Source organism: Winogradskyella arenosi (genome assembly GCF_003337305.1).
GTDB lineage: Bacteria > Bacteroidota > Bacteroidia > Flavobacteriales > Flavobacteriaceae > Winogradskyella > Winogradskyella arenosi.
Genome location: NZ_QPJO01000002.1, coordinates 386,054 through 407,645, shown reverse-complemented (window position 1 = coordinate 407,645; position 21,592 = coordinate 386,054). Strand labels below are relative to the sequence as shown.

At 34.4% G+C, this 21,592-nt stretch carries 23 protein-coding genes; 7 read left to right on the top strand and 16 right to left on the bottom strand.

The window, feature by feature from the left end; genetic code table 11:
• The first annotated feature begins 110 nt into the window (after positions 1-110).
• The 3 genes from DFQ08_RS06510 to DFQ08_RS06500 all read left to right on the top strand — a co-directional run bounded on the left by DFQ08_RS06510 (position 111) and on the right by DFQ08_RS06500 (position 3,064).
• Complete coding sequence (locus DFQ08_RS06510; RefSeq protein WP_114309006.1) at positions 111-455, top strand: PadR family transcriptional regulator; 345 nt, start codon at positions 111-113, stop codon at positions 453-455.
• Positions 448-2,244 (top strand): PspC domain-containing protein, encoded by a 1,797-nt coding sequence (locus DFQ08_RS06505; protein ID WP_114309005.1) that lies wholly within the window; start codon positions 448-450, stop codon positions 2,242-2,244. Before DFQ08_RS06510 ends, DFQ08_RS06505 begins: the two co-directional genes overlap by 8 nt.
• A gap of 103 nt (positions 2,245-2,347) precedes the next feature.
• Complete coding sequence (locus DFQ08_RS06500; RefSeq protein ID WP_114309004.1) at positions 2,348-3,064, top strand: head GIN domain-containing protein; 717 nt, start codon at positions 2,348-2,350, stop codon at positions 3,062-3,064.
• Between the two features lie 86 nt (positions 3,065-3,150).
• Here DFQ08_RS06500 and DFQ08_RS06495 read toward each other — a convergent pair whose 3' ends face one another.
• Positions 3,151-5,361, bottom strand: a complete 2,211-nt coding sequence (locus tag DFQ08_RS06495; RefSeq protein ID WP_114309003.1) for a tetratricopeptide repeat-containing hybrid sensor histidine kinase/response regulator — start codon at positions 5,359-5,361, stop codon at positions 3,151-3,153.
• 376 nt (positions 5,362-5,737) lie between these two features.
• Here DFQ08_RS06495 and DFQ08_RS06490 point away from each other — a divergent pair, with 376 nt between their 5' ends.
• Entirely contained in the window at positions 5,738-6,571 is an 834-nt protein-coding gene (locus tag DFQ08_RS06490; RefSeq protein WP_114309002.1) for a GIN domain-containing protein, read from the top strand.
• 9 nt (positions 6,572-6,580) lie between these two features.
• On the opposite strand, the gene DFQ08_RS06485 is transcribed toward DFQ08_RS06490, so the two are convergent.
• The 4 genes from DFQ08_RS06485 to trxB form a co-directional block, all read right to left on the bottom strand.
• Positions 6,581-7,177, bottom strand: coding sequence for a YceI family protein (locus tag DFQ08_RS06485; protein ID WP_114309001.1), 597 nt, complete (start codon positions 7,175-7,177; stop codon positions 6,581-6,583).
• 64 nt (positions 7,178-7,241) lie between these two features.
• Positions 7,242-8,522, bottom strand: a complete 1,281-nt coding sequence (locus DFQ08_RS06480; protein ID WP_114309000.1) for a hypothetical protein — start codon at positions 8,520-8,522, stop codon at positions 7,242-7,244.
• A gap of 39 nt (positions 8,523-8,561) precedes the next feature.
• Complete coding sequence (locus DFQ08_RS06475; RefSeq protein ID WP_114308999.1) at positions 8,562-9,152, bottom strand: YceI family protein; 591 nt, start codon at positions 9,150-9,152, stop codon at positions 8,562-8,564.
• 171 nt (positions 9,153-9,323) lie between these two features.
• On the bottom strand, positions 9,324-10,307 hold the full coding sequence (gene trxB / locus DFQ08_RS06470; protein ID WP_114308998.1) for a thioredoxin-disulfide reductase: 984 nt from the start codon (positions 10,305-10,307) through the stop codon (positions 9,324-9,326).
• Between the two features lie 214 nt (positions 10,308-10,521).
• On the opposite strand from trxB, the gene DFQ08_RS06465 reads away from it, so the two are divergent.
• On the top strand, positions 10,522-11,001 hold the full coding sequence (locus tag DFQ08_RS06465) for a hypothetical protein (protein WP_114308997.1): 480 nt from the start codon (positions 10,522-10,524) through the stop codon (positions 10,999-11,001).
• 85 nt (positions 11,002-11,086) lie between these two features.
• Here the strand turns inward: DFQ08_RS06465 and DFQ08_RS06460 are convergent, their stop codons facing one another.
• The 8 genes from DFQ08_RS06460 to DFQ08_RS06425 form a co-directional block, all read right to left on the bottom strand.
• The gene (locus DFQ08_RS06460) at positions 11,087-11,692 is read right to left on the bottom strand and encodes a hypothetical protein (protein WP_114308996.1); all 606 of its coding nucleotides are present in this window, start codon (positions 11,690-11,692) and stop codon (positions 11,087-11,089) included.
• Positions 11,693-11,750: 58 nt separating this feature from the next.
• Positions 11,751-12,173, bottom strand: coding sequence for a hypothetical protein (locus tag DFQ08_RS06455; protein WP_114308995.1), 423 nt, complete (start codon positions 12,171-12,173; stop codon positions 11,751-11,753).
• A 171-nt stretch (positions 12,174-12,344) separates the two neighbouring features.
• Positions 12,345-12,992, bottom strand: a complete 648-nt coding sequence (locus DFQ08_RS06450) for a response regulator (protein ID WP_114308994.1) — start codon at positions 12,990-12,992, stop codon at positions 12,345-12,347.
• A 3-nt stretch (positions 12,993-12,995) separates the two neighbouring features.
• Positions 12,996-14,891 (bottom strand): sensor histidine kinase, encoded by a 1,896-nt coding sequence (locus tag DFQ08_RS06445; protein WP_114308993.1) that lies wholly within the window; start codon positions 14,889-14,891, stop codon positions 12,996-12,998.
• A 192-nt stretch (positions 14,892-15,083) separates the two neighbouring features.
• The gene (locus DFQ08_RS06440) at positions 15,084-15,245 is read right to left on the bottom strand and encodes a DUF1328 family protein (RefSeq protein WP_114308992.1); all 162 of its coding nucleotides are present in this window, start codon (positions 15,243-15,245) and stop codon (positions 15,084-15,086) included.
• Positions 15,246-15,440: 195 nt separating this feature from the next.
• Positions 15,441-16,148 carry an SOS response-associated peptidase family protein gene (locus tag DFQ08_RS06435; protein ID WP_114308991.1) on the bottom strand — a complete coding sequence of 236 codons (708 nt, stop codon included), beginning with the start codon at positions 16,146-16,148 and terminating at the stop codon, positions 15,441-15,443.
• 234 nt (positions 16,149-16,382) lie between these two features.
• Positions 16,383-16,832 carry a ferritin-like domain-containing protein gene (locus DFQ08_RS06430; protein ID WP_114308990.1) on the bottom strand — a complete coding sequence of 150 codons (450 nt, stop codon included), beginning with the start codon at positions 16,830-16,832 and terminating at the stop codon, positions 16,383-16,385.
• Positions 16,833-17,214: 382 nt separating this feature from the next.
• Complete coding sequence (locus DFQ08_RS06425) at positions 17,215-17,649, bottom strand: hemerythrin domain-containing protein (protein ID WP_114309686.1); 435 nt, start codon at positions 17,647-17,649, stop codon at positions 17,215-17,217.
• 411 nt (positions 17,650-18,060) lie between these two features.
• On the opposite strand from DFQ08_RS06425, the gene DFQ08_RS06420 reads away from it, so the two are divergent.
• Positions 18,061-19,089 carry a helix-turn-helix domain-containing protein gene (locus tag DFQ08_RS06420; protein WP_114308989.1) on the top strand — a complete coding sequence of 343 codons (1,029 nt, stop codon included), beginning with the start codon at positions 18,061-18,063 and terminating at the stop codon, positions 19,087-19,089.
• 5 nt (positions 19,090-19,094) lie between these two features.
• Here the strand turns inward: DFQ08_RS06420 and DFQ08_RS06415 are convergent, their stop codons facing one another.
• From DFQ08_RS06415 to DFQ08_RS06405, 3 genes are read right to left on the bottom strand one after another with little or no spacing between them, the layout of a single operon-like run.
• Positions 19,095-19,298, bottom strand: coding sequence for a DUF6327 family protein (locus tag DFQ08_RS06415; protein ID WP_114308988.1), 204 nt, complete (start codon positions 19,296-19,298; stop codon positions 19,095-19,097).
• Positions 19,299-19,329: 31 nt separating this feature from the next.
• On the bottom strand, positions 19,330-19,677 hold the full coding sequence (locus tag DFQ08_RS06410; RefSeq protein WP_114308987.1) for a hypothetical protein: 348 nt from the start codon (positions 19,675-19,677) through the stop codon (positions 19,330-19,332).
• Positions 19,678-19,680: 3 nt separating this feature from the next.
• Positions 19,681-20,013, bottom strand: coding sequence for a YtxH domain-containing protein (locus tag DFQ08_RS06405; RefSeq protein WP_114308986.1), 333 nt, complete (start codon positions 20,011-20,013; stop codon positions 19,681-19,683).
• 203 nt (positions 20,014-20,216) lie between these two features.
• Between DFQ08_RS06405 and DFQ08_RS06400 the strand changes: the two genes are divergently transcribed.
• Positions 20,217-21,581 carry an NAD-dependent succinate-semialdehyde dehydrogenase gene (locus tag DFQ08_RS06400; RefSeq protein ID WP_114308985.1) on the top strand — a complete coding sequence of 455 codons (1,365 nt, stop codon included), beginning with the start codon at positions 20,217-20,219 and terminating at the stop codon, positions 21,579-21,581.
• The last annotated feature ends 11 nt before the right edge of the window (positions 21,582-21,592 follow it).

Here is a 21,592-nt window from a genome sequence, read left to right as displayed (position 1 = left end):
ATTCATTTCATCAATAATCAAATCCATCAAAAAATGAACAGTTTAATCTCAAATAAGCCTTCTGCACAACTCGATGCTGCTAAGACGCTTAAAAAAATTAGAAGACAAGTATGAAAATAGAAAACACAAAAGCACAAATGCGAAAAGGTGTTTTAGAATATTGCATTTTATCTATTCTCGCGAATGAAGATGCTTATGTTGCCGAAATATTAGGCACTCTAAAAGACGCTAAAATGCTTGTGGTTGAAGGCACAATTTATCCGCTTTTAACCCGACTTAAAAATGCAGGATTACTTAATTATCGTTGGGAAGAATCAACCTCGGGGCCACCAAGAAAATATTATGGACTTACCGAAACAGGGCAACTTTTTCTTACCGAATTAGACAGCACCTGGAATGAATTACAAAATGCTGTAAACCTAGTTACCAACACAAAAAAACAAAACAATGAATAAAACAGTCAATATAAATTTAGCAGGGATATTCTTCCACATTGATGAAGATGCATACCTCAAATTATCGCGCTATCTTGAGGCTATAAAACGTTCATTTACAGACTCTCAAGGGCGATCAGAAATCATAGCCGATATTGAAGCTAGAATTGCAGAATTATTTTCAGAACGCATACAAAATGAAAAACAAGTTGTAGGTCTTACCTTAGTGGACGAAGTCATTACCATAATGGGGCAACCTGAAGATTATTTGGTAGACGACGAAATTTTTGACGATGAACCTCATCAACAAGACCACAGAAAATCAAGAGCTGTACGTCGCTTGTATAGAGATACTGACAACTCTTATATTGGTGGTGTTGCCGCAGGATTGGGTCATTATTTTGGCTTGGATGCCTTATGGATTAGGCTCATTTGGGTTATTCTATTTTTTAGTGCAGGTACTGGAGTTTTACTCTATATTTTACTGTGGGCCCTTATTCCTGAAGCCAAAACGACCGCTGAAAAATTAACCATGACCGGCGATCCTGTAAATATCAGTAACATCGAAAAAAAAATTAAAGATGGGATTGATACGGTTTCTGAAAACTTAAAAAATGTCGATTTAAAAAAACATGGCGACAAATTAAAAGAAGGTTTTGATCATGTTTCAGACAACATTTCAGAATCGGTTAAAAATGTCGATTTTCAGAAACAAAGCAGTAAATTAAAATCGAGCTCACAATCATTTTTTGGTACTATTGGTACCCTTATTTTATTCGTCCTAAAAACCATTGCAAAATTTATCGGTATCCTTTTAATATTTATCGGAATAAGTACCATTATTGCATTAATCGTAGCCTTTTTCACCATAGGAATCACCAATGCTATTCATTTCCCTGGCTTAGATTTTATTAATGCCTCTAATGCTGCGAACCTCCCAATTTGGTTGATGTCTTTACTCTTGTTCTTGGCTATCGGAATTCCATTCTTCTTTATATTCTATATTGGGTTAAAGATTTTAGTCAACAATTTAAAATCGATAGGAAACATTGCTAAATTCACCTTATTGGGGTTATGGATTATGGCCATAATAGGCCTTATCATCACTGGTATAAGGCAAGCCACAGAACAAGCTTATGATGCCAACATTACTCAAGTAGAGGAACCTTTAAATATTACTTCCGGTGATACATTGAAGATAAAAATGATGAGTCATGACACTTATAACAAGCATCTGTATCAAAACTACTATGATTATAAAATTAGTCCAACCGACAACAACCAAAGTCTAATTTCAACAACAGACATTCGGGTAATAATCAAATCGACCACAGATTCTTTGGCCTCTATAAAAATTAATGCTTATGCTGAAGGGAGTAGTTATGACTTAGCAGCCACAAGAGCTAAAAATATAACTTATAATTACAAAGTCATAGGTAATGAATTGCGTTTAGATGCCTTTTTGGTAACGGATGCTGAAAATAAATTTAGCGACCAGCACATTGACTTATACATCTATCTTCCTGAAGGCAGCGTATTTTCCTTAGATGATTATGTGTCTCGATTTTCTAGATATAACGTCTCCGTAAAAAACATTTTAAAACAAGATATGGAAGACAACTATTTTAAAGTTTTAGAAGACGAAGCGGAATGTTTGGATTGTGCCAAACCCTTTAAGGTAGATGCCGATGAAGAGATTATAGAACAAGAAACTGAGGAGGACATTACGGTAAACACGACTTTGGAAGTGGAGCCGCCAGCAACACCTAATACACCCAATACCACTACAGAACAACCTAGCACACCTTAAAATCACAGTTGAGACTTAAAATTCAACAATTCATCCCGTTCATTTTTAAGCTAACTCATTAATAATTAAATTTATAACATCAATCAAAAAACAAACAGAAATTATGACCACACTTACTAAAATTATCGCCATAGGCCTTGTTAGTTGCTTATTTCTATCTTGCAATTTAGGAAAAGGAATAGATGGCGATGGACACGTTGTTATATCTGAACGTACCATTAACGAACCCTTTGATGCCATTAAAATCAGTAATGGTTTAGATTTACAATTGACGCAATCTGAAGCGGTTTCTTTAACGGTAGAAACCGATACCAACCTTCAAGACTTCATTGAAACGTCTGTAGAAAATGGCGTATTAAACATTTACACCACGGAAAACATAAGACGATCTACGTTAAAAAAAGTACGGTTGAGTTTCAATTCTATTAAAGCGATTAAAGCCACTAGTGGTAGTGATGTATGGGGTAAAAACCTGATTCAAACTTCACAATTAACACTAGAAAGTACGAGTGGGGCTGATATTAAATTAGAAGTTAAGACCGATAGCCTTACCTGTACGACCACCAGTGGTAGTGATATTGAGTTAAGCGGAAGCACTAAACATTTTGCTGCTAAAGCTACGAGCGGAAGTGATATTGAAGCGGCTCAGTTAATTTCAGAAACTGCAGTAGCTAGTGTTACTAGTGGGGCTGATATTGAAGTGTACGCCTCCAAAACATTAACGGCTAATGCTACAAGCGGTGGAGACATCACCTATTACGGGAATCCGGAAACTGTAAGTGCCTCTGATAATTCTGCTGGAAGTATCAAAAAACACTAAACCAATTTTAGAACCATGGCGATACCCCTAACAGATCCTGTTAGAGTTTCTCCATGGTTTTTTTATATCACTTCAGCAGAACAGCATTACGCATTTTCAAAATTAGATTTCTTGGCTAGGGCCACATAGAGTTTCTTTATTTCTAAAGGCTTCCATAAAATAGCATCAAATAAGGCTCTATTCTCTTCATGTTCGTTGGTTTGCACATCTGCAGTGACCGCAAAAATAGGCGTATTGGTATTTTTATTCATATGAGATTTTATAAGCTTTGTCGCCTCAATACCATTCATATTAGGCATATGAATATCCATTAATATAAAATCGTAAGCTTTTATATTTGCGGCTTCCACTGCCTCTTTCCCATCTTTTACCAAATCCGAACTGACCTTCCATTTTTTTAATACTTTCTTCATAAGTAAAGCATTAATTAAAGTATCATCTGCAATAAGAGCGGTTTTTCCTTCGAGTTGACTGTAATCGATATGTTCTTCTTCCACTACATTTTTAACCCTTTTCAGTTGTAGGGTAAAATGAAATTCTGACCCTTCATTAAGGGTACTTTCTACAACAATTTCTCCCTGATGAAGCTCTACTAATTTTTTAACAATGGCTAAGCCTAGACCTGTTCCGCCTTGTTCTCTCGTGGTCACTGGTTTAATTTGAGAAAAACTATCAAAAATAACATCAATATTAGCTTTAGAAATACCTTCTCCTGTATCTGAAACACTGAACTTAACCGTATCGTAAACTTTGTCTTCGGCGACTAATGTGGTGGTTAAAACAACTTTACCACGATGCGTGAATTTTATAGCATTACTAATTAAATTTCCTAAAATTTGACCAATCTTAGGCTGATCTAAAGAATAATAGCGATCCTCAGGAATACCACTTTCTAGCACCAAATCTAAATCTTTGAGCTTAGCGTTGTTATTATGTAGTGCAATAATATTAGAACATAAAGTCTTCAAATTTACGTTTTGGACTTCTAAAACCGACTTATTAGAATCTAGTTTGGTAAAATCTAAGGTGTCATTTACGGTATTAATTAAATTTCTAGAGGCAAACTGAAGACTCTTAAACAATTCTTTATCGGCGTTAACAATATTGTCCTTTAAAATTGAAATTATGGTAGTAATGGCATTTAACGGGGTTCTAATTTCGTGACTCATAATAGAAAGAAACTCTTGCCTTAATCTTACAGCTTCTTTTTCTTCCTTATTAATGATATCTAAGGCTTTTTGTTTTTCCTTATGAATACGGGCCTCATTTTCTAGCTTATTCATCTGGTTAATCAGATCATAATGTTCAATAACTTTTACGGTCTGTGTTTGGGTTATACGCTCCTTTTCATAGACATATAGTTCTAAATATTTTAGAGCATCATGGTGATTGCGGTGGGCTTTATAGATATTAGAGAGTAACTGATACCCTTTAATTTTAACCATCGTAGAGTTAATACTTTCCGCAATTTCTATACTCGCCTTTAAAACGTATTCTGCTTTTTCAAAATCCTGTAAACAATTATACATTTTACCTAGTTTAGATAAACACATGGCCGAACCAAACTGTTCATTAACTTCCATATGGATATCTAAAGCATCAAAAAAGTCTTGCTTGGCTTCTCTATAAGCTTCCGTTTTTAAATGGATTTTACCACGCCCATAGATGGCAAAACCTAAACCACGATAATCCTTACTTTCCTTTTTTAAGGCAATGGAACGCTCAATTTTTTCTTTGGCTAATTTTATTTTATTCTTCTTTAAATAAAGCCCTGAAAGGTTATTAAGAATATTAGATTCTAATTTTTTATCGCCTAGTTTTATAGCGGTTTCTATAGCATTGGTATAAATTTTATGCGCATTGTCATTATCGCCAATGTATTCGTATATAGTACCAACAGCCTTTTCCGTTTTACAAATTCCTGGCCAATGTTCTTCTTTTTTATAAATTTTAAGAGCTTCTAATAACTGTACTAATCCACTATAAAAATCATTGGTCTTATAAAATACACTCCCCAGATTGTAGCGCGCATTGGCAATCCCTAATTCATAATTAAGATCTTTATAAATTTGAAGGGCTTTTTTAGATAGCGCATTAGACTTTTCAAATTCTGCAATAATCATATAGAACAAGCCCAATTGCGTTAAGCATTCCCCTATTAACTGATCGTCGTTTTTAGTTTCACTTAATTGAAGCGCTTTTTGAGTTAAAGTAATACTCTTAGAGACATCTTTAATTCGCGTTTCGTAAGCCTTTTCTAAAATTTGACTAATATTCTCAGTGTGGTTTGAAGTCATTTCTAAGCTACATTTCTTTTTTTAAATTATCACCATTAGCACAATAAACGGATTCTTCTTAATTACATTATTTTAATCGGCTTAAGCTTCCTTGCCTAAAGGGTAGCCCTTCACCGCTAAAATCTTTGAACAATTTACTATTTTTTATGACAACCAAAGTGTTAAACTTATGAAACTCTATGAGATACTTATAATTTTCATTCTTTATTAAGTTTGGGATGATTTTTGTATATTCTAGTTTAATCTCTGATATTAGACCAGAATTAAATAGAAATCACTATTATTGACCATCGGAACGTTATAAGCATGTCAAAACTGAAAATAAGTGACGTTACTATGGCGCTTTGTGTCTTATAAAGGACAGTAAAACAAGACTATGAAAAACGTATTACACTTTCTGTTTTTAATGGTTGTAGCAACAACCGTAACAGCGCAATCGGACGATAAAATTAAAGGCGACCGAAACGTTACCTTAAAGCAAACCTACGTGGATAACTTCCACTCTATTATTGTAAACGGTGACTTTTCAATTGAAGTAGTTTATAATAGTAAACCTTCAGTAAACATTGAGGCTGATGATAACTTACACGAAGTTATAGATTTTAACGTTGTAGATGGTGTGCTTCAATTTACAGAAACGAAGCGCATTACTTCAAAGAAGAAATTAAACATTACCGTAAACTACGGCGATGGCTTAAAAACGATTGAAACTAAAGGAAATGGCGAAATTAGATCCTTAACGTCTATGGAATTGGGAGACGTAATCTTAATTACAGCAGACAACTCTAGAGCCTATTTAAATATTAATGCGAAAAATTTTACCTACCAGAGTTCAGGAAAATCTAAAACAAGATTAAACCTTACCGCCACTACCACTAAAATAGAATTAACGGACAACAGTAAACTCGATGCTTTAGTGAATAGCAAAGTGGCTGATTTTGATTTGTATTTAAGAGCAGATGCGGTTATTGAAGGCGCTGCCAACAGTTCTGTAATCCGTATGGATACGTCTACCAATTTTAACGGTTCTAAATTTGATGTCAACACGTCTGAAGTCACCTTAGAAGATAGTAGCGACTTAACCATTTCTGTATTAGACAACATTACTATTGCAGCCTCTGGAAATAGTGAAGTTTACCTATTTGGAACGGCGGCAATTGCCATTACAAAGTTTGAAGATACCGCTAAACTTCAGAAAAAAAAGCGCTAAAATCTATAATTAGGATTCTAACATTTTAAGCGAAAATTGAATTTCAATTTGAGGAGACACTTTAACCATCCCCAACATTTTTGTAGGCGCTTCTAAGTTAAAATCATTAATGTTTAAAGGAAGCACTCCGTTAACATGTAAGTCTTGATCTTGAGCTAAATTAATAGGTGTTTTGTATTGTCTGGTGACATTACTTATCGTAATTTCAATGGTAGCCGTCAGGGTTTGACTTTGAGACTCTAGGTTAGAAATCTCTTTTAATTTTAAGGTAATTTTTGGGTGTTCTGCGGTGTTCAATAACTTATTAAAGTCTTTGTTTATGGCTTTCCCCCCACAATTGAACTCCACATTAGGAAGCACTAATTTTGTGTCTTCAAATTTAATTTTATTGTCGAGCGTTCTGTAATTAATTTTTATTACTTCTGAAATTGACGACATATCAAACTGACACTCAAAAGAGCTCACATTGGTTTTACCTTTAATTCTCAGAAAACTTTCAGAAGATAAAACAACTACTGATTCCTTAGTTTCATTGTTATTATAGTTATAATCTAGAAACTGAGGTCCTGAGCATACTAAAATGAAAAATAAAATGATCCGAATCATAGTTTAAAAATAAAAAATAAGGCCTCTATTTCAAAAAATAAAGGCCTTTAAATTAACTAACTCCCTAGAAACTAATCACAGCCTCAAGCATAACTCCATCAAATTGACCATCTTCAAGAATATCTCCTGCTGCAAAATCATTATATTGTTGGTTAACATATTCTGCTTTCATAAGTACGTTTTTAGTCATAAACCAACCTGCACCTAATTGAAATCTGTTAATGCTAACATCATCTCCACTTGCTAACTCTGAATTTACCATATTGTAACGTGTCCCTACAAATACTTTTTCTTGAGGTCCAAATCTGTAAATTACTTCACCTGCATATTGCTCTGTATTTCTTCTTTCAGTTTCTGTTGCAAGACGTCTTCCAGATGTTAATTCAACAGTACCAAAGAATTCTAAGCCACCATATTTTACAAAAGGGTTAATCATTACCGCTGTAATTTGGTTTCCGTAAGACGGATCAAAACGTCCCGCTCTAAAGTTATCACTTGTTGCTGATGCATCTTGCATTACACTGTAGTATCTCGCCCCTGCTCTATCTGCAGAATATAAATATACATTTTGTGCATACCCTGTATTATATAAAGATCCTGTTAATCTAAACCTTAAGTCTTCAGAAATTTGTTTGTCGTAACCTACTTTCGCTAATAAGGCAGCACCTCCACTAGTTCCGTTAGATTCTTCTACACTTTGATTTAATTTTCCGTTAGTAAAGCCTAACATTCCGAAGAATCCGTTACCAGTGTTATAGTACACCTCAGCACCCACTTCTGTAGTAAATGAATCCATGATTAAGTTACCGATAAATGGATTATAGATCGCTTGTGCGTTGTCACTTCTTCTAAAGTGCGCATCACCATAGTTATTTTCCATATGACCAATTTTAATGGTTACCTTTTTCATAAGATCTTCCATAAAACCTTTAGAAATGAAGTCTAATTTATCAACTTGAAAATAACCTCCTTTTACGTATGGTTCATGGTGGTGTCTAGAAGATAAATAGGTTCTTAAGTGCATGTTTACACCATCAAAAAGTGCAACATCTAAATCTAAGTTCGCTGTAGCTAAGTTAAAGTTACTTCCTATTTCTTGTAAGGCAACAGCTCCTGAATTTTCATTGTTTAGCGCTTGATATTGAAGTGCAAAAGACCCTCCAATTCTTACGTGTAAATTGTCAAAAGTGGTTAAAGTATCTTTTTGAGGTTCAAAAACATTGATACCACGTTGGTCGGGTTGCCTGTAGTTATCTAAATCTCTAGGATTAGTCGTTTGTGCTCCTATTGTAGATGCCATCATTATTGCAATGGCAAGCGTTGCTAGTTTGAATACTGATTTCATAATTAATTGTTTTTAAGTTATCGTTGTTTGAATTGATTTTTATTGTTTGTTGAATGTCGATTTAAAGGCGATGGTAATCTCATCTCCCGTTTTTATGGTTCCTAATAAGGCTTTAGGAGGATCGATACCGAAATCGGTCATTTTAAAAGTTTTCTTTCCTTCTAAGATCACATTTGAACCTTGAAGATTTGCCGTCATATCTACACTTATTGTTTTGGTCACCCCTGCAATGGTCATTTTTCCTGAAACACTAACCTTATAAGACGTTGCTGATACTGTTTTGATTTCTTTAACCGAAACCAAATTGAAAAGCATGGTTTTGTGATCATCCGTTTTTAAAGCTTTATAAGTGTTTTTATCCATGGCAGACTTCCCACTTTTTAAACTTTCTGCAACAACAGATAAGTTAAGTGTACTTATATTAAAAGCATCACCTTCAGCTAAAACAAGCTTCCCAGATTGGTCTTCAGTTTCTAAAGTCCAATCGTGTAAAGACGAGGTGCCTTGCACTTCTAAAGTAGAGCTACTATTATTTAAAATATAATTTTGAGAGGTTGCAACCTGAACAGAAAACAGACTGCTTACAGATACGAGTAGAATTAAAATTCTTGACTTCATTACATTATTCATAGTTATTTGTTTTTGTGTTGCTGCAAAGATTCAGAATTTAGTAAACTTAAATTATGACAAAAATCATGTCTGAAAATTCCACAAAACATTAACAAAATCCCTAAGAATTTGGCAATAAAAAAGCCGAAGTGATTAACTTCGGCTATTATTTATTTAAAGGATTTGGACCTTTTAGTTATAACTGGAGGTTGCGACTTCAAAGTCGGCATCTTTAGCTGCTAAATAACGTTCCGCATCTAAGGCGGCCATACAACCTGTTCCTGCAGCGGTTATAGCTTGTCTATATACATGGTCTGCAGCATCACCACTAACAAATACCCCTTCAACATTAGTTTTACTTGTACCTGGTACAGCATTAACAATATATCCCGTTTCGTCTAAATCTAAAAAGTCTTTAAAGATATCAGTATTCGGTTTGTGACCAATAGCTACAAAAAAGCCTGTCGCTTCAATATCATGCTTTTCATTAGTCTTATTATTAAAGACTCTTACTCCGGTAACGACTTGTCCATCTCCAAGAACCTCTTCCGTTTCCGTGTTAAATAAGACCTCAATATTTTCGGTATTCATAACACGTTTCGCCATAATTTTAGACGCTCTAAATTCATCACGTCTAACAAGCATGGTTACTTTTTTACAAAGTTTAGAGAGGTAATGTGCTTCCTCACAAGCAGAATCTCCTGCGCCTACGATAACCACCTCTTGGTTTCTGTAGAAAAATCCATCACACACGGCACAAGCAGAAACACCGCCTCCTAGTTTTAAGTATTTTTGTTCTGAAGGTAAGTTTAAATATTTTGCAGACGCTCCTGTTGAAATAATAATGGTATCAGCATGAATTTCTTTTTCGCCATTAATCCAAGCTTTATGGATCTCACCAGAGAAATCGACTTTAGAAACCCAACCATGTCTTACATCAGTACCAAAACGTTCGGCTTGTTTTTGTAATTGCATCATCATTTCAGGTCCAGTAATACCTTCTGGATATCCCGGAAAATTCTCAACATCATTAGTCGTGGTTAATTGCCCACCTGGTTGCTCTCCTTGATATAAAACAGGAGCCATATTGGCCCTAGATGCATAAACTGCAGCAGTATATCCTGCAGGTCCTGAACCTATAATTAAACATTTTACTCTTTCTATTGTATCTGACATATCTTGTAGTTTTAAAATTTTAAAGGGCTCTCAGAACATCTTATAATTACAAAAGACGAAATAAAAGCTCACAAAACAAAAGTAGTTTTTTTGATTAAATCCTTACACATAAGTTATTAACAGTACTTATAGTGGTATAAATATATTAAATACCCCCTATTTGTGCGTTTAATTTTGTAATTTATAGGGGTCTAATAGCAAAAACCTAGAAATTATGAGATATCTTATTTTAACTTTTAGTCTTGTTTTTGTGTTTATATCTTCTTGCAAAGATAAAACAGAATCACCTACAGCAATGATGGACACCGAAACGGTTGTGAAACCGAAGCCTTTAAAACTTAATGGTACTTGGGAATTAGTTGGATTTTACAACTACAAAGACAATAGGGTTGTCGATTCCTTTAAAACCAATTCAGAATCGCGACAATTAAAAATGTACACCGATACCAAGGTTATGTGGTGTAAGTATAAACCTGCAGATTCTTCAGAATGGTTTGGTTATGGCACTTACAAATATGAAGATAATATGCTTACGGAAGTCTTAGATTTTGGATCTGAAGTGATGGATGAAGTGATTGCTGAAAGAAAACAATTTGAATTTGAAATAAAAACAGGTCCTGACCAGTTTCAGCAAATTGAATTAGACGAAGACGGCAACCGCATCTATTCTGAAAACTACCAACGGGTAGAATAAGCACTGCTAAAATTAAACATAAAAAAGCCTGCGAATTACTTTACAATAGGTGTTCCGCAGACTTTAAAGCTGGTGTTTGCACTTTTCATTTTAGGGTATAGCTCACCGTCACTCTAATGTAATCTAAATCTGAAGATGGAGACATCCAATAAGTACTACGATCGTAATTAGTAACTACAGTATGAATATCCTTAATTTTCACATCCATAGTGCTCGCTAAAAGATCCGCATTCTTCCTAGCATCTTCTAAAGCAAGAGTCATTAAGTGTTCTAATTGTGCCTCAGAAATTTCAGATTTAACCTGAACATAAGAAGGTAAGACTTGAATCATCCTTACACCGGTTACTTTTAAAATTTCAGCTTCATCTTTAGTTTCAAACCTAAGGACAACACCCTCTTTTCTATAACCTGTAGCCGCGTAAGCCAACGGATCTTCTACAAATTTAGAGGTATCAATTCCTAAATCTGTAAGGGTTTCATAATACTTGGTTTTTAATTCGGCTAAGGTATTATAAGGGCCTTCTCCGTAATAATTATTGTCCATTGTTAAGGTTACATCGGTCTTATAAGTCAATGTGGGCGATTTACTTTCTGCAATACCATTAACGCTAATTAATCGTTGATGAGGCACCTGTTGTGCAAGGACTACTGCTGAAAAACTTAATAAGAATGCTAAAGCTAATTGTTTCATAATATGTTATTTTTTTGTTTAAATCTGAAGGTTTTATATGAGGTAATTTATGTTGGTACTAAATGGAAAATAATAAGGACGCTACAATCATCCAACTTCCCACAAGCAGTCCAAAAATTCCGAATTGCCCTAATATTGGTGCTAATTTTCCTCTTACGGCTACGGCTTTTTGTTGGGCTGCAGCATTATTACTGAGAATAAGTTTATTAATCATACTAAATCCGAGCATAAACCCGAGTGTGGCTTCTACGACACTTCCTGCTAATAAGGTAACCCACCAAATTGGTGCTCTAGATAACCATCCGATATTAAGTAATGTGGAAATAACTCCCCAAATTCCTACAATAAAAAACACAAGACCAATCCAGGCTTGATAAGGCGCCACTTTGTCTAAAAGCTCTTGCGCATTAGGTTTTTTGGATAAAATAAGAGAAGGCACCGCGATGATGCTTAAAAAGATTAAAGTAATTCCGTAAATCATGCGTTCTATGTTTTGGTTATTGTTCTGATGCAAAGGTCACCAAATCAATAGCGCTACAATAGACGGAAAGCCGTAGAAACATCCCCCTGTTTTCAGGGATACCCTTTAAATGGTTAAGAAAGAAAACAGCATATTAGCGGCAAACCAATACTATCGGAAAGCTTTTCATTGTTACGCTAACAATCCCTTTTCTACAGCATAACGTGTAAGTCCGGCAAGGTTTCGCACTCCCAACTTAGAAATTAAATTTTTACGGTAACTTTCAATGGTATGTTTACTCAAAAACAATTGGTCTGCGATTTCTTGTGTAGTGAACTCTTGGGCTATTAATTTTAAGACTTCGGTTTCTCGCTTAGTTAAAGCAATTTCAGGACTAGATTTTTCAGAAAACATGGCTTCCATCAACACTTGTTTAATACGTGGTGAAAAATAATTATCGCCTTCTAAAATGTTGGTAATTGCATTTAACAGTTCTGTTTTCTCTGCATTTTTAGAAATATACCCGTTGGCATTGGCCTCTGTAAGTTGTTTGATTTTTTTAGCTTCCTCTAGCATACTCACCACTAAGGTTTTTATTTGGGGAAACTCGAACTTAATGGCTTGGTTTAAAGCTACACCATCCATTTCTGGCATATTAATATCCGTGATTACCAAATCAATTTTTTCGTCTTTATTGATTCTGAGATACTTTAAAACCTGTGTTCCTGTTTTAGCTGTAAGTATAATTTTTATCGATTTTTCTTCGGATAAAATACTGGTTAGCCCATCTAAAAACATGGCATGATCATCAGCAATAATGATAGAATATGTTGCACTCATAAATTACGATTGTGGTAAGCTTATACTAATAACAGTACCTCTATTTGGAGTACTATCTATGGACATAGTTCCCTTAAAAGTAGTGACTCTTTTTTCCATATTTTTTAATCCGATACCTTTTTTTAGAAGGTTTACATCAAACCCTACACCATCATCTTCATACAATAGTTCAATGGTTTGATCCTCTTCAAAGGAGGTAATTTGCACATTTATAGCTTTGGCTTGCGCATGCTTTAACGCATTGGTAACCAATTCTTTTATAATATTATACAAAGATACTTGTAGGCCAATAGCCATAGCGTTAACCTCATCGCTTGGAAAAGCTTCAAAGCGCATGTTTACGGTAGAATCTTCATTAATATTGTAAATATAATTACTCACTAAATCTGTAAATGCCGATCCTTCAAACTCCTTAGGAATTAAACTATGCGATATTTCTCGGACTTCATTATAGGTGGTATCTAAGAGACTTAAGATTTGTTTAAATTCGGGTTGCTGATCAAACAAACTATTCATCTTTAATTTTATGCCGGCGAGATTACCACCAATACTATCGTGCAATTCTCGAGCTATTCTATCGCGTTCTTTAGATTGTACTGCAATGGTGTTTTTAGCCAAATCAAGTTCTTGCGATTGCAATAAGGTTTTTACCTCTTGCTGATTTATAGCTTCTTGCTGTGCATTGAGTAAACTTTGCGTCTGTAGTTTTTGATAATAAACAATAAGTAATAGTATGATAGGAATGAGAATGACTAAAAATCCAATTAAAAAGGCATACTGAATGGTTTTTTGTCGTTCAATTTCTGCTTCTTGTAATATCTGATCTTCTTGTAACTGACTGATCTCCTTTTCCTTTTTTAGCGTTTCATACTTTAACTCTAAATCTTTTACTAAACGTTCATTTTGATTATTGTCAATTTCCCGACTTACACGTTGGTATTGCGTTATTAAATTATACGCATTTTTATAATCTTCCTGAGCATTATAGAGTTTTACCAAGTCCCCGATAACCTTTTGTTGTAATTCTAATCGGTTCCATTGAATGGTATTAATATAAGCCGATGTTAAAACCACCTGAGCTACTTCAAATTCATTAAGCATGGCATTAGCATAACCAATATCTAAACAAGCTTGAATATAAAGGTCATAAAATCCAAGCTCTAAAGCTTCTTTCTTTATCGCGTTTGTACTGTCAAGAACCTTAAGAAATTCGCCTTGTCTTAACTCTAATTCCGACCAATTAAGGTTTAATTCTAACCGAAGTTTTGGAAAGTCTTCAATAAAACTTTCTGTTAAAGCTTCGTTCATCATCTCAGAGGCTAAATCATAATCCCCATAATACATTAAATAACGGCTCTTAATCAAGATATTATTCAGGTAAAAATGATGTGGAGATTTCTCTTGAGGCAACTCTTCTAAAAGCGATTTTGCTTTCTCTAATTCCCCCTTGCTCAAATACACCTCTGCGAGTCTTAATTTTAAATAATTGTGGATGGATGACCCAGATTCTGAGCTTTCTATTCCTTCAATAAAAGATTCAGTCGCCGCTTCTAATAAGCCCATTTTTTGAGCCGCAACTCCTTCATAATACAGACCTTTTAATCTATAATACATCTTACTTTCAGCTGTAGTCTCTCGGTAAAACGCATCATTTTTTATGCGTTTACCATAATGCATTAAAGAATCGGCATGCCCTGCTTTTAAGTAAATTTGTGCAATGGTATCTAAATATTGAAACCGTAGCTCTTGATTTTCAGCCGTATTCAATTTTACATAGAGCTCATTCTCCACCACTTGAGGGATTTCACCAAACGCTGTAAAGGTATCGTAGACTTTTTGAGCAGATACTGATAAACAGACCATACTTAAAAGCAGAAAAACTGTTTTTTTTAGGGGCATCTCTTTAGCAAATTCTTAAGGTTAACATTTCATAGATCTCTTTAGCCTTAAAGATCCCTATACAATACTTAGAAATTTAAGATGGCAATATACTCCTGAATTTTGGTTCTTTTATCACCGATTTCCGTGATATAAAAAAAAGCCTTGCGAACTACTGTTCTACAAGGCTTTGTAATGTTATATAATGAGGTATTATTTCTTCAATACACCTTTTAATAAAGAGAGTACAAATAATACTATAAAGATAAAAAAGATAATCTTAGCAATTCCTGCTGCGGCTCCTGCAATTCCGCCAAAACCTAATATAGCAGCTATGATTGCAATTATAACGAATGTGATTGTCCAACGTAACATATTTTTTTGGTTTTAGTTAATGAGATTAGAATATCTAACCTTCCCTACAAAGATGGCATTTAATAAGGAGATCCTTTTGCTCATACGCTTTTGATATTAACCGAATTACAACTTAATATAATATTTAACTGATTAGATAAAAAAAGCAAACACGTTACCTTAAATCTTGAGTTTCAAACGGAAATTATATTCTTCTTATCCTATTGCTAAAATAGGAAGATCATTATAGTAGGCTGGCTCTAAAATCTGCTGATTTGAAATTTGATGGTTGTAAAGCATCTTAGATATGGCATGCGCCTTTAAATCGATATCGCCAATTTTTCCCGAACCAAAAGTTGCTAAATCTACATTATAGTTTAACCAATCTTTATAGCGGTTGGCTTCAATAACAATAGGCAGGTTAGCGCTTAGATTATGAATATCTTTTATATCGTGTTTTTTAGCTGGTGAGGTCACCAAACTAAAGGATAAAAAACCATCATTTAAAACCGAATAAATAGCTGCCAACGCAAAGGGTTTGTGATCTTTTTGATACACGTAAAAAGGATAAATTTCACCACTGTAGAGATATGATGTAAAAAAGCCAGAAACTAATACCACACAGCGCTGGTTTTGAATGCTTGACGTAATCCAATTTAAATGATTAAAATCGTGAATAGAAATATTTAGGGTATTACTTAGATTCTGAAAATGACTCCAGTTCTCTTTGTAATCGGCTGGTAAGAGTCCCCAAATGGCATAGTCAATGCGATTGGGAGCTGCTTTTGTTATCACTGGTAAAGTGGCTTCAGTTAATCCATTGATCATGGGGGTTGGTTGGTACAAAAACGGATATTTAAATTTGGCCTGAAACGCAGTTTCTAGATCAGTTAAACGGGATGTATTTGATACCTTATAAAACATCTTCTTTTTCTTTCTCGCAAGTACGCTGTTTTCACTGGTATTAATTATCGGATACCCTAAAAAAACTACCTCATTAGCAAAGCCTTAGTTCAATTCATTTTTAAGCTAAACTCAAGCCTTTTAGATGGTTCTTTCAAGACTATTCATAAAGCTTTGGACTAAACAAGAAGAGCACCTATTCCGTTTTAGAATAGGTGCTCCGCTCAAATTAATTAACTAAATCTAAATTGTTCCTTATTTTAAACTTTCTAAGGACTTCACTTCAGATAAATCGGATTCAATATGATTTTTCTGAGCTAATAATACTGACTTTGTGCTTCCTGGTAAACTTGTTTCGTTTAAAACCTCGTTGTACTCATCTACAGAAGCTTTTTCGCCTCTAATCGCCTCTTCTAACATAGACTCTTCATTATCTTGAGACAACCACGATTTTACATCCATCCAGGTGCGGTGTACAGCACCAGTAGCACTACCACCCTTATTTACATCTTGTCCAAAAGATTTAATTTCAGTTTTTAACTCGTGTCCAAAAGTGCGTCTTTGCTCTGCTTTTCTTGAAAAATAATTTTTAAGCCCTGAATGATTTACATTTTCAGCAGCGGCTTTATAGCCTTTTTCAGCATCATAATTTTTTTCTAGTAGGTTGTTTAATTTACTTCCAACTTCTTCTGTGTATGTTTCCATAATTTCTTGATTTTAAAATTAGAGGTAATTTATTTTAAGATGTTTACCCGTTTGCATCTTCAACCTAAAGTTTGTGCTTTAGTTTGGTCAAATTTAAGGCCGATTTAAACAACAAATTGATGCAATTAACGAGGAGATTAACGCGATTACAAACGGGCTAAAATCTTAACATATTTTAAGAGTAATCAATTAAAATTCAAGACAATACAAAAAACCACAAGCGTTTCAAAATTAAGAGCATAAAATAGAACTCTACAACCAATACATTATAAGTTACTCTTGCTGTAAAACAAACAAGCTACCCATTCAAAATTCAATAATCAGTATACACCGATTATCAATATTTTAAACAGGTAGCTCTTCAACCTAACCTAAAACTAATCTATCTATGGGCTTCCATATATTCTACATATTTTTTTGCTAATGTTTCTTTTTCTTTATCACTAAACACTTTTCCTGAGAGTTGAAAAAAACTGTGCTCTTCATCTTCTAAATGGTGTTCAACTTTATGTTTTAAATCTTTGGCTATTTTTAACCAAGCTGAAGAATCCATTTCGGTATCTTGTAATTTCTCAATGAGCTCATCAATTTCATGGTGCTCTGCAATGCCATGTCTGGCATGTTCTTGCATCATATCTACAGGAATTAACGGTTTGTAAAAGTGACGCTCTTCAGCATTTGCATGTATGGTTAATTCTTTATTTAATTTTTTAAATAATTGTTTTCTCGTTTCGGTATCTCCAGAGGTATCTACAAGTTTCTCTAAGAGATCGCGTTGTATATCGTGGTCGTGGCGGATGGCTTCGTAAATATTCATAAGTTTTAGTTTTAACATTAGTTTCTATAACAAAAATAGAACCAATAAAGCGTTCTATTTGGCTCTATCCAAGTGAAGCTTAGCTGATATGAAAACAAGACCTTAATTACTGTATTTCAGTATTGTTTTTATAAAATTTATGTAAAAATTCCGCTTTTTAACCTATTTTTACTTTATACCCTATATAAACCTAGATGTTTATAATGTTACTTGAGAATTGAGGAATATGGTTCGCATCTTTTTCAATTGACAATACAGCCCGTAAAAAAGAGCGGCAGCCTTACTATTGTGGGACTCACCCCTGTAATGTTTAGCTGAATGCTATTAAGTCCCCAAAGCACAAATTTTAAGACACCTTGTACTAAAGATGGCTGAAAATCATCGCATAGAAATTGCTTTAAATAAGAACATATGATTGAAATTGTAATACATCCTGAAAACACTAAAGACATCTTAACGCAGATTAGCACTCATTTAGAGGGTGAGATCGTTGAGGAATGGGGTGAATTTACCATGACCTTAGATAATATTAATGGCAAGGGCAAGATTACTTATATTCCTTTTGATTGGGGTGTTAATTTACTGGATTTTGATATTACGTTTTACAAAGAATTCATTTTAAAAATTGAAGCCGATGTTTATAATCCAATCCGGTTTATGTACAATTTAGAAGGCTATTTTTATCATCGTTTTGGCGAACAACTTACAGAGCGCCGTACCGAGCAATTTCAGTCGGTAATTTTTACCAATAAAATTAAAGGAATTAACTATTTACATTTTCCGAAGCACGAAAAATTAAAAGTCAATAGTATACAGATTGTCCGTAAAGATTTTATGAATAAAAGTACCACAAACGTAGCCTCCTTAAATAAAAAGTTACACGAGTTATTCGTGGATCAGGACTATGAAAATAGATACATGCATTTTGGAGAGTTGAATCTTAAAATGGCTGACGATGTTAGAAAAATCCATAAAGTAAAAGCCAAAGGCATGCTTCGCGTTTTGAAGATTGAAGCTAAGGTTTATGAAATTCTATCTTTACATATTCAGCAACATGAACGTCAAACCTCAGGAAAAGAACTCCCAGTCTCCTTATCAAAACAAGAATTAAGGACAATAAAAACAATATGTGATTGCATTCAGAAAGAACCTGCCCAACCATACGCTTTAGGGGACTTATCTGAAGCTTATGGCTTGTCTCAAGCTAAACTTCAGGATGGTTTTAAATTTCTCTATAAACGCACGGTTACGGAATTTATAAGGCATATTCGCCTAGAGAAAGCCCGTCATTTTATAAAAACAACCGATCTTAATATTTCACAGATTGTGTATTCAATAGGGTTTACCAGCCGAAGTTATTTCTCTAAAATATTTAAAGAAAAGTATGGGGTTTCACCTAATGAATTTAAAAAGCAGATTACTGCTAAAGTAAATGTATAATGGGTTTATTTAAAAATCCATCTTTTAATAAGCGTCATAAACCCGTATTTTCCTGAGAATTTTAAAATGGAATTTAACCAATTCATAGGGTTCAGTTCTTCTTTTAATTCTCCTTTTACGAGTTTTAATTCTTCCCACGCAATATCGCGCTCTAATTTGTGAAGCTTTAAATCGTTTTCAATCTCTTCAAATGATGTATAGGTTTTCATGTAAAATGCTCTAATGAATTAATAGCGAAGTTTAATTAAAGAATTTAACTCCGATTTTTTTAATGATGTAATAGTTAAATTTAGACCGCAATAGGTAGGTTAACAGTCCTAAAACAAAGTAAATCATTCCCACAAGGAAAAACCCTAAGCCAAAACTTCCTACGGATCTACTTAATTCTATGGCCGCAGCAATAGAAACAAATACCAATCCACCAAATACCATCGCACCAATCACCATTACTTTTGCCGCCATACTTAGCGACAGGGTTAATTGCTGAAATACTTTTAGTTTAAAATATTGGTGAGACGCCTTTGCATAGCGCTCACCAATCATGGATGCTTTGTCCGTTGTGCGGTTAATATTCTCAAATACGCTCATGGATTAGGCTTTTTTCTGTAAGTTTTTATTTTTTTCTTTCAATTCTTTTAATCGGGTTTCAAGGGTTTTAATAACATCTTCTGCTTTGTAACTGGCATTAGAGACAATAGCTTCTACTTGGTGATCTAAATTTTCTTTGTGCGTAGAAATTGAATTTCCTAAAGAATCTCTTAACTCTGTAGCTTTCTCTGCCATTAAATCTCTTCGCGTTGCCGCTTCATCTGCAATTCTTTTTCTTGTTTCACTTCCTTTATCTGGGGCGAATAGAATTCCTAAAACAGCGCCTACTGCAGTTCCTGCTAAAATTCCTAATACTGTATTTCCGTTATTACTCATGGTGTTATATATTTTGTTTTAATTAATAATATATTCAGCGCTTTGCTGTGATTCAAAGATACTTATCAAAGCCGGTAATAGTTAACTCTTTAGATATCAATATTAGCTGAAATGCAATTTTATTATTCGCGTTAAACATTTTAGTAATTCGGGCAAGTCTAAATTGGCATAACCTTTATCTTTGATGGACTTAAAAATACATCATGAGCACAACTATAGACACTAAAAATCCTTATAACGGAGACGCCTTAAAATCTTATCCCTTAGATTCTGAAAATGCCATCCAAAAAAAGTTAGATACAGCCGAAGCGACCTTTAAATCATGGAAGACTTATGATATTGAAGATCGAATTGATTTGCTTAAAAATTTAGCCGATACGCTACATCAAAGTAAAAATCGTTTAAGCACACTGATGACTCAAGAAATGGGGAAACCGATTCTTGAAAGTAAAGCTGAAATTGAAAAGTGTATTTTCCTAATTGATTTCTACGTTAAAAATAGTGATCAATTTTTACAAGATGATCTTATTGAAACGGATGCTAAGGAAAGTTTTATTAGTTATGATCCTTTAGGGTGTATTCTTGCAGTAATGCCTTGGAATTTTCCATTTTGGCAGGTGATGCGATTTGCAATTCCAACGCTAACAGCGGGTAATGTGGCCTTATTAAAGCACGCTTCTAACGTTACAGGATGTGCGGTAGCCATCGAAAAACTTTTTTTAGAAGCCGGATTTCCTGAAGGTTGTTTTCAAACCTTAATCACGGATCATCAAAGTGTAGAATCCTTAATAGCCAACCCCATAGTTAAAGCAGTTTCCTTAACCGGAAGCGAAAAAGCGGGACGTAAAATTGCAGAACTTGCCGGAAAAAACTTAAAACCATCACTTTTAGAACTTGGCGGAAACAACGCTTGTATTGTTTTGGAGGATGCAGACTTAGAAAAGCATATTGAAACTATGGTTAAGGCCAGAATGCAAAATGCAGGTCAGAGTTGTATTGCTGCCAAACGCTTTATCGTTGTAGACCGTATCTATGATGAATTCTTAGAAAAATTTACTGCGCAGGTTAAAACATTAACGTCCGGTGATCCCATGGATGAAGACACGACCCTATCTTGTTTAGCGCGCGAAGATTTAGCTGAAACCCTAAAAGAACAAATTGAAAAATCGGTGGCTTTAGGAGCACAGGTGGCTTACGGAGACCAAAAAGATGGGGCATTCTATCAGCCAACAATCCTTACAGAAGTCACTCCAGAAATGCCTGTTTTTAAGGAAGAAACATTTGGCCCAGTGGCTGCAATTATAAAAGTAGAGACTGAAGATGAAGCTTATGAAATGGCTTCAAACTCACAATTTGGTTTAGGAACCATGGTGTTTACAGCAGATCATGAAGCAGCTATAGATCGTATTAGTGACATTGAAGATGGTGGCTTTTTCATTAATGAAATGGTTAAATCAGATCCTAGATTACCATTCGGTGGCACTAAAATTTCAGGTTATGGTAGAGAGCTTTCTAAAGAAGGAATGCTCGCCTTTGTAAATACCAAAACCGTTTATATTAATCATTAAAATTTAAAACA